The 15,903-nt window shown below is 64.4% G+C and carries 16 protein-coding genes; 10 read left to right on the top strand and 6 right to left on the bottom strand.

Features of this window, described 5'->3' with window-relative positions:
- Positions 1 to 99 precede the first annotated feature (99 nt).
- Positions 100 to 1,791 carry an acyl-CoA dehydrogenase family protein gene (locus E1H16_RS10920; RefSeq protein ID WP_134323905.1) on the top strand — a complete coding sequence of 564 codons (1,692 nt, stop codon included), beginning with the start codon at positions 100 to 102 and terminating at the stop codon, positions 1,789 to 1,791.
- A gap of 108 nt (positions 1,792 to 1,899) precedes the next feature.
- Entirely contained in the window at positions 1,900 to 2,655 is a 756-nt protein-coding gene (locus E1H16_RS10915) for an enoyl-CoA hydratase-related protein (RefSeq protein WP_134323904.1), read from the top strand.
- A 512-nt stretch (positions 2,656 to 3,167) separates the two neighbouring features.
- Here the strand turns inward: E1H16_RS10915 and E1H16_RS10910 are convergent.
- The 5 genes from E1H16_RS10910 to E1H16_RS10890 all read right to left on the bottom strand — a co-directional run bounded on the left by E1H16_RS10910 (position 3,168) and on the right by E1H16_RS10890 (position 7,479).
- Positions 3,168 to 3,893: an enoyl-CoA hydratase gene (locus tag E1H16_RS10910; RefSeq protein ID WP_134323903.1), complete on the bottom strand. Its 726-nt coding sequence runs from the start codon at positions 3,891 to 3,893 to the stop codon at positions 3,168 to 3,170.
- A 42-nt stretch (positions 3,894 to 3,935) separates the two neighbouring features.
- Entirely contained in the window at positions 3,936 to 4,832 is an 897-nt protein-coding gene (locus tag E1H16_RS10905; RefSeq protein ID WP_134323902.1) for a 5-oxoprolinase subunit C family protein, read from the bottom strand.
- The gene (locus E1H16_RS10900) at positions 4,829 to 5,440 is read right to left on the bottom strand and encodes a 5-oxoprolinase subunit B family protein (RefSeq protein ID WP_134323901.1); all 612 of its coding nucleotides are present in this window, start codon (positions 5,438 to 5,440) and stop codon (positions 4,829 to 4,831) included. Before E1H16_RS10900 ends, E1H16_RS10905 begins: the two co-directional genes overlap by 4 nt.
- The gene (locus E1H16_RS10895; protein ID WP_243837823.1) at positions 5,437 to 6,192 is read right to left on the bottom strand and encodes a LamB/YcsF family protein; all 756 of its coding nucleotides are present in this window, start codon (positions 6,190 to 6,192) and stop codon (positions 5,437 to 5,439) included. Before E1H16_RS10895 ends, E1H16_RS10900 begins: the two co-directional genes overlap by 4 nt.
- Before the next feature lie 144 nt (positions 6,193 to 6,336).
- The gene (locus E1H16_RS10890) at positions 6,337 to 7,479 is read right to left on the bottom strand and encodes an acyl-CoA dehydrogenase family protein (RefSeq protein WP_134323899.1); all 1,143 of its coding nucleotides are present in this window, start codon (positions 7,477 to 7,479) and stop codon (positions 6,337 to 6,339) included.
- Positions 7,480 to 7,714: 235 nt separating this feature from the next.
- On the opposite strand from E1H16_RS10890, the gene E1H16_RS10885 reads away from it, so the two are divergent.
- The 4 genes from E1H16_RS10885 (at position 7,715) to E1H16_RS10870 (ending at position 12,516) form a co-directional block, all read left to right on the top strand.
- Positions 7,715 to 8,818 carry an acyl-CoA dehydrogenase family protein gene (locus E1H16_RS10885; RefSeq protein ID WP_166741721.1) on the top strand — a complete coding sequence of 368 codons (1,104 nt, stop codon included), beginning with the start codon at positions 7,715 to 7,717 and terminating at the stop codon, positions 8,816 to 8,818.
- A complete protein-coding gene (locus E1H16_RS10880) occupies positions 8,818 to 10,023 on the top strand; it encodes an acyl-CoA dehydrogenase family protein (protein WP_134323897.1) in 1,206 nt (401 codons plus the stop codon). The genes E1H16_RS10885 and E1H16_RS10880 overlap by 1 nt, the downstream gene beginning before the upstream one ends.
- Before the next feature lie 144 nt (positions 10,024 to 10,167).
- Positions 10,168 to 10,812: a TetR/AcrR family transcriptional regulator gene (locus tag E1H16_RS10875; RefSeq protein WP_166741720.1), complete on the top strand. Its 645-nt coding sequence runs from the start codon at positions 10,168 to 10,170 to the stop codon at positions 10,810 to 10,812.
- A 108-nt stretch (positions 10,813 to 10,920) separates the two neighbouring features.
- A complete protein-coding gene (locus E1H16_RS10870) occupies positions 10,921 to 12,516 on the top strand; it encodes an AMP-binding protein (protein WP_134323895.1) in 1,596 nt (531 codons plus the stop codon).
- A gap of 9 nt (positions 12,517 to 12,525) precedes the next feature.
- Here the strand turns inward: E1H16_RS10870 and E1H16_RS10865 are convergent, their stop codons facing one another.
- Positions 12,526 to 12,762, bottom strand: a complete 237-nt coding sequence (locus E1H16_RS10865; RefSeq protein WP_134323894.1) for a hypothetical protein — start codon at positions 12,760 to 12,762, stop codon at positions 12,526 to 12,528.
- 158 nt (positions 12,763 to 12,920) lie between these two features.
- Between E1H16_RS10865 and E1H16_RS10860 the strand changes: the two genes are divergently transcribed.
- The 4 genes from E1H16_RS10860 to E1H16_RS10845 all read left to right on the top strand — a co-directional run bounded on the left by E1H16_RS10860 (position 12,921) and on the right by E1H16_RS10845 (position 15,878).
- Positions 12,921 to 13,307: a hypothetical protein gene (locus E1H16_RS10860; protein WP_134323893.1), complete on the top strand. Its 387-nt coding sequence runs from the start codon at positions 12,921 to 12,923 to the stop codon at positions 13,305 to 13,307.
- A 90-nt stretch (positions 13,308 to 13,397) separates the two neighbouring features.
- A complete protein-coding gene (locus tag E1H16_RS10855) occupies positions 13,398 to 14,681 on the top strand; it encodes a hypothetical protein (RefSeq protein ID WP_134323892.1) in 1,284 nt (427 codons plus the stop codon).
- A complete protein-coding gene (locus E1H16_RS10850) occupies positions 14,681 to 15,280 on the top strand; it encodes a hypothetical protein (RefSeq protein WP_134323891.1) in 600 nt (199 codons plus the stop codon). The genes E1H16_RS10855 and E1H16_RS10850 overlap by 1 nt, the downstream gene beginning before the upstream one ends.
- Positions 15,273 to 15,878, top strand: a complete 606-nt coding sequence (locus E1H16_RS10845; RefSeq protein WP_134323890.1) for a hypothetical protein — start codon at positions 15,273 to 15,275, stop codon at positions 15,876 to 15,878. The genes E1H16_RS10850 and E1H16_RS10845 overlap by 8 nt, the downstream gene beginning before the upstream one ends.
- Positions 15,879 to 15,903: the final 25 nt, after the last annotated feature.

Raw genomic sequence — 15,903 nt, 5'->3', positions numbered from 1 at the left:
CTTTTAAATGTGGTGCCTATTAATAATGCGGCAAATCATCTTGGACACCGCTAAGTATGCGTGTCAGGCTGGATGTGCGGAACCACCGAGGGAGAATCTATGAACTTCTATACTGCCGATCCTGCCCTGGCTCGACTGATCGAGCGCAATGCCTCCGCCGAGGATCGAGCGCTACTGACGCCGCTTCTGGAGCGTCTTGGCGCCGACACCGCGCAGCGGATCGATCCGTTGGCCGAACTCGCCGACAAGAATCCGCCTACGTTGCGCCCGTACGACAAGGACGGTGAGCGCACCAATGAAGTCGTCTACCATCCGGCGTACGCCGAGATGGGCGACATCCTCTTCGGTGAGTATGGGATGTCCGCGATGTCGCATCGCGGTATGCACGGTTGGGCCGCCAAGGTGCCGCATCTGCCGAAGTACCTGATCACGTACCTCTATGTGCAAGCCGAATTCGGGATGGCGTGCCCGATCAGCATGACCGACACCGCCGCCCGCACGCTGCGGATGTACGGCGGCGATGACCCGGAGATCGCCGAGGCGGTCCGTCGCCTCATCTCGACCGACGACGATCGGTTCACCGGGGCGATGTTCATGACCGAACTTCAGGCCGGCACTGACATCGCCAAGACCGAGGCGGTCGCCGAGCGCGAGGGAACGGGCTGGAGACTGCACGGACGCAAGTGGTTCGCATCGAACGCCGGCGCGGACATCACCCTGGTCCTCGCGCGATTCCCCGGCGGCGACGCAGACACGACCCGCGGTGTCGGGCTGTTCATGATGCCTCGTCGTAAACCCGACGGGACGTTGAACGATTACCGTATTGAGCGGCTCAAGGACAAACTCGGCACTCGTTCGATGGCCTCCGGCGAAATCCGACTCGAAGGCGCGTACGCCGTCCAGGTCGGCGAACTCGAACGCGGCTTCCGGCAGATGACCGAGATGGTCAACATGTCGCGGCTCTCGAACGCCGTACGCGCGGTCTCGCTGATGCGCCGTGGTCTGTACGAAGCCACCGAGCATGCCCAACGCCGCGTCGTGTTCGGCCGCCCGTTAATCGATCAGCCATTGATGCGCCTGGACTTGCTGCGGCTGAGCGCCGACGTTGAATCGGGCCTGGGATTCGTTGTCTATTGCGCCCAGCAACTAGAACGCGCGGACGCAGGTGATGACACGGCCTCGTCCCTGGTGCGGATCCTCACCCCGTTGGCCAAGCATTATTTGTGTAAGCGCGCTCGGGTGGCCACCGGCGAAGCGATGGAAATCCGGGGCGGTAACGGTTACATCGAAGTATTCGTGCAGCCGCGACTCGTTCGTGATGCACACCTCGGTTCGATCTGGGAGGGCGCCAGCAACGTCATTGCCCTCGACGTGCTCCGTTCGATGCGCAAAATCGGCGCGCACAAGATTCTGTTCGACGACCTCCGGGTGCGCCTGGACGCGCTCGCGGACGCGAGCCTCAGCGAACAGCGTGACGCGCTCGCCGCGCGGGTGAATGCGATCAGCGAGCGCGCGGAACGCGTGCTATCGGCGGCCACGGACGATGCCGAAATTCTGATGAGTTCGCTCGCCGACGATATGGCCACCGCGATCATGGGGGTGCTGTTGGCCGAACAGGCCCAGTACGAGATCGACCAGTACGACGACCACCGGGTCGCTTTGGTGGCCGACGCATTCCGCCAACTCGTTCTTGACCGCGATGAAAACTTCGCGCCGAAGGGGATTAGCTACGTTCCCCAGATCGTCACCGGCGCCGCCGTCGACCGCGCTGCGGTAGATCTCACCAACTGATGGTGAGATCGGTGCTAATACCGGCGCCGACCTAACCTAACGGGTCCGAAACTGCGACGACATGGCAAAGTAGGGCCGTCATATTCCCCCGGGTCCGAGGAGTCATTTATGCCAGGGATCAAGCTGTCCGACGCCGGCGACGGCATCCGCATCCTCAGCATCGACAACGCGAAGAAGAAGAACGCGCTGAACAACGCACTCTGCGCCGAGATGGCCCAGAAGGTGCGTGAGGTTGCCGACGACAAGTCCGCCCGCGTGCTCATCGTGACCGGTGAGGGCGGCTCGTTCTGCGCCGGCGCTGACCTACCCGACGTGTTCGGCACCATGGGCACCGATGTCAACGACATCCGCGACCACCTCGGCGACACGGTATACAACAGCTTCTTGAGCTTGCGCGATCTGAAGATTCCGGTCATCGCGGCGGTCGAGGGACCGGCCGTCGGCGCCGGCCTCAATATGGCGTTGTCCGCTGACGTCGTGATCGCATCGCCGGACGCCGACCTCGCGGCGACATTCTCGAAGATTGGCCTGCATCAGGGCGGCGGATGCACCGCGCTGCTCGTTGAGGCACTCGGGCGCCAGCGCGCCTTGAAGTTGCTGCTGGAAGGCGGACGTCTCACCGGCCAGGAGGCCTATGACCTGGGTCTGGTCGCGTCGCTGTCGGCCGATCCGTTGGATGCAGCGCTCGTACTCGCGAAAACCACCTCCGACCTCGATCCGCGACTTGCCCGCAATATTAAGAAGGCCGTCCAGCTCGCGAACGAGGACGGCTTCGAGGCGTCGCTGCAGTTCGAGACCTGGGCACAGGCATACACGGCTACGCAGCCGGGAATCCAGACGATGATCGAGAAGCTCCGGCGCTAAGAGATCGTCACTGCGGCGCACGTTCCTTCGGGGCGCGCCGCAGTCGTGTGTCGACCTCGCTCGGATTCGATCTTCCAGGCGGCGATCAGAGGATCTCAGCAGTAGGACGAACAGTTCCCGGTGCCGCCGCACCGCTTGACGACACGCTCCGGGGCCGGATGAGCCTGAAGGTCTCGATGTCATTGCTGAGATTTGCGGTGCGGAGTCGCTGGTGCGGATGACCGCAAATGACGCAGTGAAATCAGGGTGGCATCGCACCTATGTCGATGCCTCGGTTCTCAGGCTGCGTTTTTGGACCAAGCAGCGTCCGTTCGCTCGTCCCAGGCCGCCCGAAGTGGGGTAGTCGCGCTCGCCGGTCGGCCTCGATGGCCGTGCGAGCGACTCCGGCTGTGTGTGCGGGCGGACTCGTGGCGGCTTGGCGCCTGAACGAGGCGCGGGTTGATTGGTTGAGGGCGGAGCCGTGGCGGGTGAGCGGCTAAACGTGACTCCGGCTACAGGCTTGAGGTCGAGCGCTACTTGCCGGTGAACCGAGGCTTTCGCTTCTCGGCGCGCGCCAGTCGCCCCTCGGCGACGTCCTCGCTGTTGAAGCATGCCTCGAAGTTGTCCACGAACGTCGGGTCGTCCAAGTCGCGCTCCGGATTATTGAGCACTGTCTTGCTGTAGGCCAGCGATAGCGGCGCCAAGGTCGCGATCTCGTGCGCCCAGTCCACTGCATCTTGCAGGGTCCCGGCGCGATCCACCAGGCCGGCAGCATGTGCCTCATCGCGGTTGATCTGTCCGGCGCCTAGTAGCAAACGTCGTGCAGCGCCACCGCCGGCGAGTTCGGCCAGTCGGCGAATCGTCCACGGGTCGACGGCGAGCCCGTTACGGGCCGTCGGTACGCCGAAGACGGCTGGCGAATCGACCACGCGTAGGTCGCAGGCAATCGCTAATTGGGTTCCCGCGCCGATCGCCGGGCCGTTGACGGCCGCGATCACCGGCATCTTTGCGTCCATGATCTTGTTGAACAAGCCGTACAGCGATACCAAGAATGCCTCGCCGTACACGCCATCGAGATCGGCGCCCGAGCAGAAACTTGTGCCCTCACCGGTGATCACGATCGCGCGCGAGCCGCGGGCCTCCTTCTCATGGATGACCTCGCCGATCATGTCGCACAGGTCCCCGGATAGCGCATTGCGCCGTTCCGGACGGTTCAGGGTGATGATGGCGACGTCGCCGTCGTCGTGATGATGCAGCATGTCGTCTCCGAGCACGAAATGGGCGTCTGTGCGGTGCCCAACTTATCCCGCTCGGAACCGCACCGCCTGTCCGGGACGCGTTTGCGCCAGGTCAGGCAGGCTGGTACGGCGTATGACGGCCAACACCGGATACCCGCCTGTTGTGGGCGTATCGGCGAGAAAGCACACCGGTGTACCAACGGTCGGGATCTGTACTGCGCCCTGCATGAGCCCCTCACTGGGTAACTCCGCGTCGATCACTCGCGGTAACGGTGGGCCATCGAGGCGTACGCCGATCCGGTCGCTGTTGGCGCTCGCGACGTATCGCGTGCGCAGCAGCATTGCCCAGGCGTCGTCGGCGAACCAGTCCGCGCGGGGTCCGCGATCGACGACCAGTTCGATCACGTCGGGCGGATCGGCGGCGGGGAACACATCGACCCCGGCGATGTCTCCGACCGCCGCGGTGCCGATCCCGAACACGTCGCCGGCGGTGACCGCCGCCGCCCCGATCCCGCCGAGCGTGTCCGTCGATGTCGACCCCAACACCACGGGAACGTCCAGTCCGCCGCGTACCGCGAGGTAGTTGCGCATCCCACGCGGCGGTAGGCCGATGCGCACTTCGCTGGCGGCGGGGGCGTAGAACGCGGTGCGGACGCCGACCGCAGCACCATCGCGCAGTACCTCGACCATCGGGCCCGTCACGCACAGCCAGGCGCCGCGATCGATGCGCACAGCGAGCCCGCCAAGCGTCGTCTCCAACGCCGCCGCACCAGGTGCATTGCCCAGAATTCGATTGGCCATCGCAAACGCGCGTTGGTCGGCCGCGCCGGATCGACCGACACCGAGATAGGCGTATCCGGGACGTCCGAGATCCTGCACGGTCGTCCGTGCGCCAGGCTCGATAACAGTAATGGTCCTGTCGCACCGAACTGCGTCACGCGGCGTGAACGGGCTGGTCATAGCGCCTCGAATCGCACGCGCATCCCCGGGCCGAGCAGCGCCGGCGAGGATCGGTCCTCGTTCCACATCGGGGTATCGGTGTGTCCGACCAGTTGCCAGCCGCCGGGAGAGCGGCGGGGGTACACGGCGGTGAACCCGCCGGTCATCGCCACCGACCCAGCCGGTACGGCGGTTCGGGGACTTGGTCTGCGCGGCACTCGTAACCTGTCGTCTAATCCGATCAGGTAGGCGAACCCGGGAGCGAATCCGTGGAAGGCGACGGTGTACTCGGCGCCACTGTGCACCGAGATGACCTCATCGATGCTCATTGCGGTGAGTGCTGCCACTTCCGATAAATCAGCCCCGTCGTAATGCACCCCGATCGTTGCGAGCTCTCCATGCTCTGCTGCGCGTGGAGTTGTGTCGATCTCCTTCAGCGCAGGTAAAGCGGCAGAGAGCGCCTCGGGATCAGTGAATGACATCAAGAGTGTCAGGGCGGCAGGGACGACGTCCTCCAGCCCGTCCGGCGGATCGTTCTGAATGGCGGCGTACGCGCCGAGGACGTGATCAATCGAGTCGAGTTCGAGTAGCACGGCACGTTCGCCGTACGGTAAAAATCGGCGGTTCATGCGAACGCTCGCACGTCGATTTTCGCCTCATGTAGGGCATCGCGTACGGCACGGGCGGTGGCGACGGCGGTTGGTGAGTCGCCGTGTACGCACAGCGATTCCGCATGTACCTCGATGGTGGAGCCGTCGAGGGCAGTCATCCTGTGATCGAGCGCGAAGCGGACGGCGCGTTCGGCCACCTGCTGCGGGTCTTCGATCTTTGCGCCGGGAGTGCCGCGCGTTGCGAGGCGGCCATCGGGGGTATAGCTGCGATCGGGGAATGCCTCGGGAACGACTCGCAGGCCTTCGGCGGCGGCGAGGTCGAGCCAGCGAGCGCCGGGCAACCCCATGACGGGGAGGTCTCTGCCGAACAGTCGGAGTGCCTCAACGACGGCCCGTGCTTGAGCCTCGTGATGCACGATCGCGTTGTACAACGCTCCGTGCGGTTTGACATAGCGCAGCGCGGTACCGCTAGAGCGGGCCATCCCGTCGATGGCGTGCAGTTGGTAGAGCACGTCTGCGGTGAGTTCGGCCGGGTCGACGTCGATGAATCTGCGGCCGAAGCCGATCAGGTCGCGGTACGCGACGTGGGCGCCGACCGAGGTTCCAGCCTCAGCAGCCAGGCGGCAGACCTGCATCATCTGGGTCGGATCGCCGGCATGGAAGCCGCAGGCGACATTCGCCGAGGTGACGATCTGTAGCAGGGCGGCGTCCTCAGTCATTCGCCACAGCCCGAGGCCCTCGCCGAGGTCGGCGTTCAAGTCGATGCTCACGTTGGGCTCCATGCGCTCATTCTTCCGCCTCGCGCGCACACGCACCACTTGGGCTCAGCCCGTCAACGTCGTGGGCGTTCCTAGCGGTGGGCCCTACCTGCGTGGGTTCTACCGGCCCGGCGGCGATCGTTGTCCGCCGACGGCCTAACGAGCCAGATGGCGCGCGATCACCAGTCGCTGGATCTGGTTGGTGCCCTCGAAGATCTGCATGACTTTGGCTTCACGCATGAACCGCTCGACAGGGAAATCCTTGGTGTACCCGGCGCCGCCCAGCACCTGGACGCCGTCGGTGGTGACCTTCATGGCGTTATCGGTCGCGATCAGTTTGGCGATCGAAGCTTCCTTGGAGAATGGCAGTCCGGCGTCCTTGAGCCGCGCCGCGTGAATGTACGCCGCACGTGCGCTGGTGACCGCAGCTTCCATATCGGCAAGCAGGAACGCCAGGCCCTGGTGGTCGATGATCCGTCGTCCGAACGCGGTGCGCTCCTGGGCGTACGCGACCGCGGCATCCAGCGAACCCTGGGCCAGGCCGACAGCGCAGGCGGCAATGCCAAGTCGGCCCGAATCCAGGCCGGCCAATGCGATCGGCAGCCCTTGGCCCTCGTCCCCGAGCCGGTTGGCCTCGGAAATCGGCGCATTCTCGAAGCGCATGGTCGTGGTGGTGGAGCTCATCAGCCCCATCTTGTCCTCGGGCGTGTCGGAGGTCAGCCCGGGCGTGGCGGCGGGTACGTAAAAGCAACTGATGCCGCGGCCGGCGTCCTCGGACGTGCGCAGCATGGTGATGTAATAGTCGGCGTGCCCGCCGTGGGTGATCCACGCCTTGGCGCCGTTGGCGACGTACTTATCGCCGTCCTTCCTGGCGCGCGCGATCATCGCGGCCGGGTCGCTGCCGGCGTGTGGCTCGGACAAGCAGTATGCGCCGAGGGTACGACCGCCGAGCATGTCCGGTAGCCACGCGTTGCGCTGTGTTTCGCTGGTGAACGAGACGCCGATTCCGCAGGTCAGCGCGTGCACGCTGACACCGACGGCGACCGCGGCCCAGCGCGCGGCGAGCTCCTCGAGCACCTGTAGGTAGACCTCGTACGGCTGCCCGCCGCCGCCGTGTTCCTCCGGGAACGGCAGCGCCAGCAGCCCGGCTTCGCCGAGCAGACTGAAGGCCTCTCGGGGGAAGCGTTCTTCGCGTTCGTACGGCGCTGCCTTCGGAGCGAGCTCCTTGTCGGCGATCTCGCGGGTCAACTCGATGAGGTCGTTGCCTTCATCGGTGGGCATCAGGCGCTGGACAGTCACGACGTACCTCGCTGAGTTAATGACGACTAACTCGAAGATTCTAACTGGCCGTGCCCGGCGCGAGACAGCGGATCGGGGTCGACGGTGCGCGCTGGGGTTGACAGCGTTCTTGTCGCGCTGTTTCACTCGCATCGAATTGTGATTCGAATCATGATTCGTTGCCTTGATGGCTCGCCGAGCTCGGATGCCAGCACCGCTGACCGGACGAGGGCCGCCGACAAAGCTGAGGAGCGCAATGAAGTTCGACCTGAACGACGAGCAGCGTGAACTACAGATGATGGTGCGAAGATTCGCCGCAGAACACCTGCAGGAGCGACGCGAATCGATTATCCGAGGCGAATCCGGGTACGACGACACGTCGTGGCGTCGGCTCGCTGTGGATCTCGGTGTCGTTGGGCTGACGATTCCCGAAGATCGTGACGGATCGGGCGCTACTGCCATCGAAGCGGTGATCGCGCTCGAGGAACTGGGTCGGGTGTGCGCACCACTACCGGCCGCCTCGACCATGACGGCGGTCGAGGTGCTCGCCCGCACGGACACAGATGCCGCCGGCAAGACGCTTGCCGCCGTGGCGTCAGGAGAAGCGCGAATCGGCCTACCCGTTGACTGGGCGGAGGTGAACCCCAGCGTCAGCGCGTCGACCTCGGGTGACGGGCCGCGGGTGTCGGGGAAGTTGCTGGTGCCGCACGCGGCCGAATTGACGCACCTTCTGCTGGCGACCCCCGGCAACGATCGCATGGCGCTCATCTCGCTACGCACGCCGGAAGTCACTTTCGCTGCCGTCGACACGCTCGATCTCAGCCAGCCGATCGGCGCGATCGAGTTGGCAGGTGCGCCGTACATCGCGCTGACTTCTCAGCGAGGTGACCTCGCTTCGATTGCGCGTGAGTTTGGCGCGCTGTACCTCGCGGCGGACTCACTGGGTATCGCGCGGTGGTGCCTGGAGGTGGCAGTCGAGTGGTCGAAGGAACGCGAACAATTCGGTCGCCCTATCGGGGCGAATCAGGCGCTCAAGCACATGTGCGCCGACGCGCTGGTGGAAATCGAGACCGCCGCGGTGCTGGTCTATTACGCAGCGTTTGCGCTGGATGGCGGACACGATGACGCGGGCGTCTACGTCTCACTGGCCAAACAGCAGGCGACGGATGCCGCCGACCTCGCGGCGCGCCAGGCGATCCAGATACTCGGTGGGATTGGCTTCACCTGGGAACATCACGCCCACCTATACCTGCGGCGCGCGAAGGCGAATGTCGCGCTGTGCGGCGATCGAGATCATCATCTTGAGCGCGTTGCAGAAGCGATCTGCGCGCCGTACGAACTGTCGGCGGGGGTGCGCTGATGAATCCGACCTTCAATGATGACCTTGAGCAGTACCGGGTAGCGGCACGCGACTTCCTGCGCGAGCTGGTTCCTTCGGATTGGCGCGGCAGCGGCCAACTGGCCGATGCGGAGTATCGCCAATTCAACCTGGACCTACGGAAACGGCTGTACGAGGGCGGTTACCTCGCGGTCGACTGGCCGAAGGAGTACGGCGGCCAGGGGCTCAGCCCCGCACACCAGGTGGTGCTCGCGGAGGAACTCACCGCTGCCGGCTTGCCGAACGGCACGGAGAACGACGTATTCGGTCTGCAGATGTTTGGCAATACCGTTCTGCATTGGGGAACCGAGGAGCAGAAGAGGTTCTACCTGCCGAACATTCTCAACGGAACGATGGTGTTCTGCCAGGGGTACTCCGAACCGGCATCGGGCTCCGATCTCGGATCGCTGCGGACAGCGGCGACCCTCGACGGCGCTACTTGGCGGATCAATGGGCAGAAGATCTGGACCTCCGAGGCCCACCATGCCAACTGGATCTTCGTACTCGTGCGCACAGACCCCGATGCGCCGAAGCACAAGGGCCTGACCCTGCTGGCGTGTCCGCTGGATCAGCCAGGGATCGAGATCCGCCCAATCCGCCAAATCCATGGAAACGCCGGTTTCAACGAGGTGTTCTTCACCGACGCCACGACAACGGACTTCCACGCCATCGGTCCGGTGAATGCTGGCTGGCGCGTTGCGATGTCACTGCTGGAGTTCGAACGCGGCGGCGCAGCCGCAGTGTTCGCCGCGCGGTTCGAGGAGGAACTCGGCCGCCTCACCGAACTCGCGGCCACTCACGGCAAACTTGGCGACAGCGAGATTCGTCGTACGCTCGCCTGGTTGCAGGGCCGGATCACTGCGATGCGGATGCTGGGCTACCGGGCGCTGACGAAGTCACTCGATGGCAATGCCCCAGGACCAGAGTCGGCGATGACGAAGTTGTACTGGACCGAATGCCACAACGTCGTCACGGAGTTGTCGTTGCGCATCCTCGGCACTCGGGCCCTGGTGCCGGAAGGGCGAATGCCGACGATCGTGGACGGACCCGACGCGCCTGGCGCCACGCAGGATCCCGGTACCTGGGTGGGCGCCTATCTCGCGTCGCGGGCCAGCACGATCTACGCGGGCACCAATCAGATTCAGCGAAACATCCTGGCCGAGCGTGTTTTGGGAATGCCTCGATAGATCGAAAGGGGCCACGCGATGAGCAGCGGAGTGGTGAGGGTGCAGGGTCGACTAGACGCGAATGACGGCATGTGAGGTGTCGTGATGTTGTTGCGTCGGTGATGATGAGATCTGTCCAGCCCCGTGAGCGAGGAGAAACCAATCGTGGACCAGCTCCAGAACGACGACGTACGCGAGCGCCTGCTCACGCATGGGCGGGCAGTGCTCGCCAGAGACGGATTCACCAGGGCTCGAATAAAGGACATCGCGGAGGCGGCCGGCGTCGGAATCGGCACCTATTACAAGCACTTCCCGACTAAAGAAGCGTTGTTTCAGGAACTCGCCGGAACCCTCCTGACCGAGATGATCAATCAGAAACAAGGTCGGGTCGCGCTTCGCGACGAGGATCCGATGGATGGCATCGAACGGGCCAACCGTAGGTATCTGGACTCCTATCGCCGCAGTACCGACCTGATGGGAATCATTGAGGAACTGTCCGCGGTGAATCCAGAGGTGAGGCGGGTGCAGCAGATGCGAAGTGATGCGTTCCGCAGCCGCGCAGCAGGTCACATCCGCGCCCTGCAGGAGGCTGGTTTGGCCTCGCCCCATATCGATCCGCGCTCTGCGGGCATTGCGCTGACTGCCATGGTCAGCAAATACGCCCATGCGTGGCTCGTGCACCCCAGTCAGACGACCGGGCAGCCGGACTTCGAGGAGTCGGTGTACACGCTCACCCTGTTGTGGGGCAACGCGATCGGGCTGGACACCTCCGCCTGGGTAGCCCGCTGGAACTCAACATCGACTCCGTAACTGCCGTGACTTTGCGGCCACTTCGATGACGACAGGAGCAACAGGTGGATCTAGGGCTTGCCGGTAGCCGGCTATGGTCCCGCCGAATTGGGCTCGATTGGAGAAGTCATGGCTGAGTTCGCTGCAGTACCCGACCTGCTTGCGCAACGCGCGGCCGAGCACCCCGACCGTCTGTATGCCACCGAAGTCGCTGGGCGTTCGGTCACCTATGCGCAAGTGTGGTCCGAGAGTCGGCAGTGGGCCGCGGTGCTCGGCGAGTACGAGGTGAGCGCCGGCGATACGGTGCTCTCGATACACGACCCTTCGATCACCGCATTCGAGGTATGGATGGGGACGGCAGCACTCAACGCGATTGAGGTGCCCGTGAACACCGAGTACATCGGAGACCTGCTCACCCACGTCGTCACGAACTCGCAAGCCCGCGTGCTCACGTGCAGCGCGCGTCACCTGCCGCAAGTGCTGGCCGTGCGGGATGCCTGCCCCGACCTGCGGAGCATCTTGGTCTCTGGTGTTGACTCCGTCGCGGACGTCGAGGGGATCGCGGACGTTCAGGGGATCGACGTCGTCGCGGTTGACCCATTGGTGCGGGCGGCTGCCCCGCTGGAGGATGTCGCGCACCCACAGGCGTGGGACATCGCCTGCATCGTCTACACCTCAGGCACAACCGGACCTTCCAAAGGTGTCATGACCGGGTGGGGACACATTCAAGAGGCCACGTTCGGGATGGCTCCGCGCCGCGGATTCTGCACACCTGATTCGGTGATCTACGACCCGTACCCGACCTTCCACGTAAGCGGCAAGGGTGGCTACGTCGCGTCGATCTTCGGTGGCGGGCGCGTCGTCATCCGCGAAAAGTTCAACACCGCGCAATTCTGGAACGATATCCGTGAGCACGACTGCACCAGCGTGCTGTTGATGGCGACCACTGCTAACTTCGTGGCCGGGCAGCCGCCGCGTCCGGACGATGCAGACTCGCCATTGCGCTACGTCATGTTCTCGCCGTGGATCGCCGACGTCGAGGGCTTCAAGGAGCGCTTCGGGGTCGAGGCGTACACGAACTTCAACATGACCGAGATCTGTTGCCCGATCGTCGCAGGTTGGGACAACGAAGTCATCACCGATCCGTTGGCCTGCGGCAAAGCGCGTCCAGGATTCGACCTCCGCGTGGTTGATGATCACGACCGCGAGGTGCCCACCGGAACCATCGGTGAGCTGGTGCTGCGTCCCGACGAGCCCTGGAAGATCATGGCTGGCTACTGGAAAATGCCCGAGAAGACTGTCGAGGCGTGGCGTAACCAGTGGTTCCACACCGGCGACCTATTCACCGTCGACGCCGACGGAGTGTTCCGGTACGTCGACCGCAAGAAGGACTCGATCCGCCGTCGCGGCGAGAACATCTCGTCGATGGAGATCGAGAAGCAGGTCGTCGCGCACCCCGCGGTGCTGGAGGCGGCCGCTGTCGCCGTCCGCGACGAGGTCAGCGGTGAGGAGGTCAAGGTCGTCGTCACGCTGAATGATGACGCGACGCTGCAGCACTCGGAGTTGGCGAAGTTCTTGGATGACCGACTGCCGCGGTTCATGCGCCCGAGGTACATCGAGATCCGGGAGGAGTTGCCGAAAACGCCGACCTCCAAGATTCGCAAGGCCGCGCTGCGGGAGGACGGCGTACTGCCGATGACGTGGGATCGCACGACAGCCGGCTGAACCGGAGAGTTAGCGGTAGATCGGTGCCTCGTCGGGGAATCCGGCCATTTCGTTGAGCTGGCGAACGCGCGAAATCCAATCCGCGGCGTACGCGGCCTCCGCGTCAGTGGTCCCCTCGAGCGGTACTGCGCTACCGGTCGACTTATCAAGTCGAGCGGCCCGTTCATCGCCGGGATACCCCCAGGTGTACGTGACGTGCGCGTCGTCCTCCGCAGTCTTGCGGAAGGGGATGATCTGCCGAACCATGCGTGCTCTCCATTCCTCGGCTGAGGGTCGATCTCTGCGACGGGCGCGCGGCGGCGCAAGATCCCACGGTCGTCCGCTCGCCCACCACGTATTGTGGCCGCGATGGGGTTGTTGCGCAGTCACGGCCCTTACCGCGAACGCCGATCAGGGATGGTTCCTTGCTGAGCGAAACCGACTACCGAACATATGTGACCGGCTACCCGACGGGGGTCGTGTACGCCGTTGAGAACCCAGATACCGGCGATCAGTTCGATTTCGCGGGGATCGCAGACGGGGAACTGGTGTACACCGTCGCATCGCTGTACGACGCAGTTCAGCCGGATGGCTCGCTGCTGACCGAAACCGCGGAGCTGTATCTCGGACTGGCGGCTCTGCAAATGAAGGCCGCAGCGGGAACGACCGTGCTGTGGGCGTGTCAGTTTCAGTCAGATGCTGATGCGTTAGCGCGACTGCTGAGCGAGTACGACGAGGCCCTGCGCGCCGCGGCCCCGCTCGCTGCGATCGACGTTCGGGCGGTGCCCGTTGTCGAGGACGTGAACCAGTGATTCGGGGCGCCGGTTCGCGCGGTGGCGCGTTCACTGGCACGCCTCCGCAGGTTGGCGCGCGGTTCGTGCGGGTTCGGTAGCGTAGATCAAATGACTAGGTCGGTATCGAGCCCCGTAGCGGCGATCCTCGTCCCCGTCGGGCAACCGCTCGGCGCGGTGGTCGAGGACGACGGAAGCACGTACCTACGCGTTCGGCTAGGCCCGGAGATTCATCGGCTCGACGAATCGTCAGCATCGATGTGGAACGCGTTGCACCGTACCCGTCCAGGCACTGAACGTGGGATCGACCGCGGATTGTTGGCGGCCGTGCGCCCAGCAACCGTCACCGATCCGGACCGCGAAGTCGAACTTCTGCTGGATCTCGGTCTCGTCGTGGAGGTTACCGTCAGCTCCCCGGAGGTGCGCCAGGCATTCGCCGATTCCTATCGGCTCCTACCTCTGCAGGAGATTCTCGGCAACAGCGACGGCGAGCAACACGCGCATTCGCTGGTCGCCGGCGGAACACATCGGACCTTGGCCATCGACACTCCGCTGCGGGACGTGCTCATCTACGCGCCGCGCGAAGATGACTTGTACGGCACCTGTTACGTACGTTCCGGGGCGCTGGTCGCGGACGAGGAATGGTCACGGCTGTCGGATCCGGACGCGTACCTCGAACACGTGCTTCGGCACGTACATCCGCTCCTCGAACGCCACGCCGCTTACTTCGACCTCGCGCTCGAGCCGAGCCCGCAACGGCAGCACACGGCCAAAGCCGGCGATTTGACCGATGGGTCGAATGAGCCGGAAGCGATCGAGGATGACTCGGACGAGGAATGTCTCTTCGCGGTGGGGTACCCCAGCGGTGCGCGGTACATGTGGCTGGGACTGGAAAGTGTGAACATCCGGGTTGGGGATGACGAGTTAGAACTCGCCACGGATCAGGCGTGGCTGGTGTGGCTCGCAGCTCACGGCAAGGTTGACGGCCTGACCGTTGACGATTCGGAGCAGACGATCTGTGCCATGGCACGAGATGCGGGAGTGCTCGCCCCCATCTTCGAAGTCGACGATCAGCAACTTCGCGGGATGGTGGTGCGCTCGGGAATCGGTCCCGAACTCTTCCAGTTCGCCGCGACCCACAGGCTCGAACCGCTGCTCTGCGGTCTCGGCAACAGCGCAGATGAGCCCGACCGGTACGTTCTGGGGATCGATGCCGACAATCCGCTCGTTGAGTTGTCCGCTGAGCAGTACGCCGTCTGGCGGGAGGCGCACTTGAGCGCGAGTCTGCTCGATGCGGCCCGCGCCGCCGAGGACACGATTGATCTGCGGCAGTACCTGCGGGTCGTACAGTATCTCTCTGTGCGTCACGCCGCCTATATTGATCGGGTTCGGTGATGATCGACCTCCCTGACCGCGTGGTCGTCCCGTTTGGTCGAGTTGTGCAGACTCAATGGGATCCGGCGATTGCCGAACGCGTCGTCACGGTGGCGGTACCAGGACTGTTCGTCGGGCTCACCGAGGACGAGTACACGGTCTGGTCGGCGGCAGCGGCCGGTAGATCGGCCGAGGAGTTACTGCGCGAGGTGCGTGTCGATGGGCCGCGTACGTCGTACGACGCGGTGCGCCGCTACGGCCTAGTCGCCGAGATCACCACCTCCGACGATCAGGTGCTCACCGAGACCGCGGGGATGAGATTGCTGGCGCACTCGCGGCTGGGCGTTCATGGCCGGCACGCGCTCGTGGTCGGCGAGCCTGATGCAACGCATGTGGTGCTGTCGCCTGTCGGTTTGGAAATATACGGGCGATGCGCCGGCGCGCACTCGCTCGCCGCGACGGTCGCCCTAGTGTCGTCGCTCGCGAGTGAGACCGGCAGTAACGACCCGGAGGTCATATATCCCCAACGGTTGGCGCGGCGCGCCCTGGCGGAGTTCTTTCCGCTAGTACGCGAGGGTCTGGCTTCCTTCGGATTCGTCGAGGGGGTGAGCGATGAGTGAGCGACTGATCGGGTTGGGCGCGCTGATAGCCCTCGACCCTCACGACCTCACCGATGATCTCCCGGCGGTGTCCATCCGTGTCGGCGCGGCCGAACGGGTATTGCGTTCGGCTGACGACTTTCGCGTCTGGGCATCGCTATCGCGTGAACCGAACACGCTGGGAGAGCTGACGCGCTTCGTGCATCCAGAACCGGGCTATACCGGTGAGCAGCGGTTGGTGGGTGCAGAGTCGGCTGCCGATATCGTTGAGCGGCTGCGATCAGACGGCACGGTCGTCGGGATCCACGACGGGCAACCACAGGTGGATCTGGCGATGCGATTGCGACTACTGCCGCTGTGGCGGGGAAGTACGCACCAACTGGCCGACGAAGAACGATTCCCGATCGGTACAGCGCACGGCACGGTATCGGTGCTCACCGCGGCCGAACACGCGGTGTGGGCCCGCCTGGACGGGCACAACAGCATCGCTGAGATCGCGGTCGGTATGTCGATTCGGGATGGCCTCGATGATGCTGCCGCATCACTCCCGGACGCATGGCAGGTATGTCTGAAGTTGGTGCGCCAGGGTGCGGCATACTTCGACCTCGCACTGACCTAGCGCCGTCGTACGGTTAAAGCCCACA

It is taken from the genome of Cumulibacter soli (assembly GCF_004382795.1).
In the GTDB taxonomy this organism is placed as follows: Bacteria; Actinomycetota; Actinomycetes; order Mycobacteriales; family Antricoccaceae; genus Cumulibacter; species Cumulibacter soli.
This window is presented reverse-complemented; position numbering and strand designations above follow the sequence as displayed.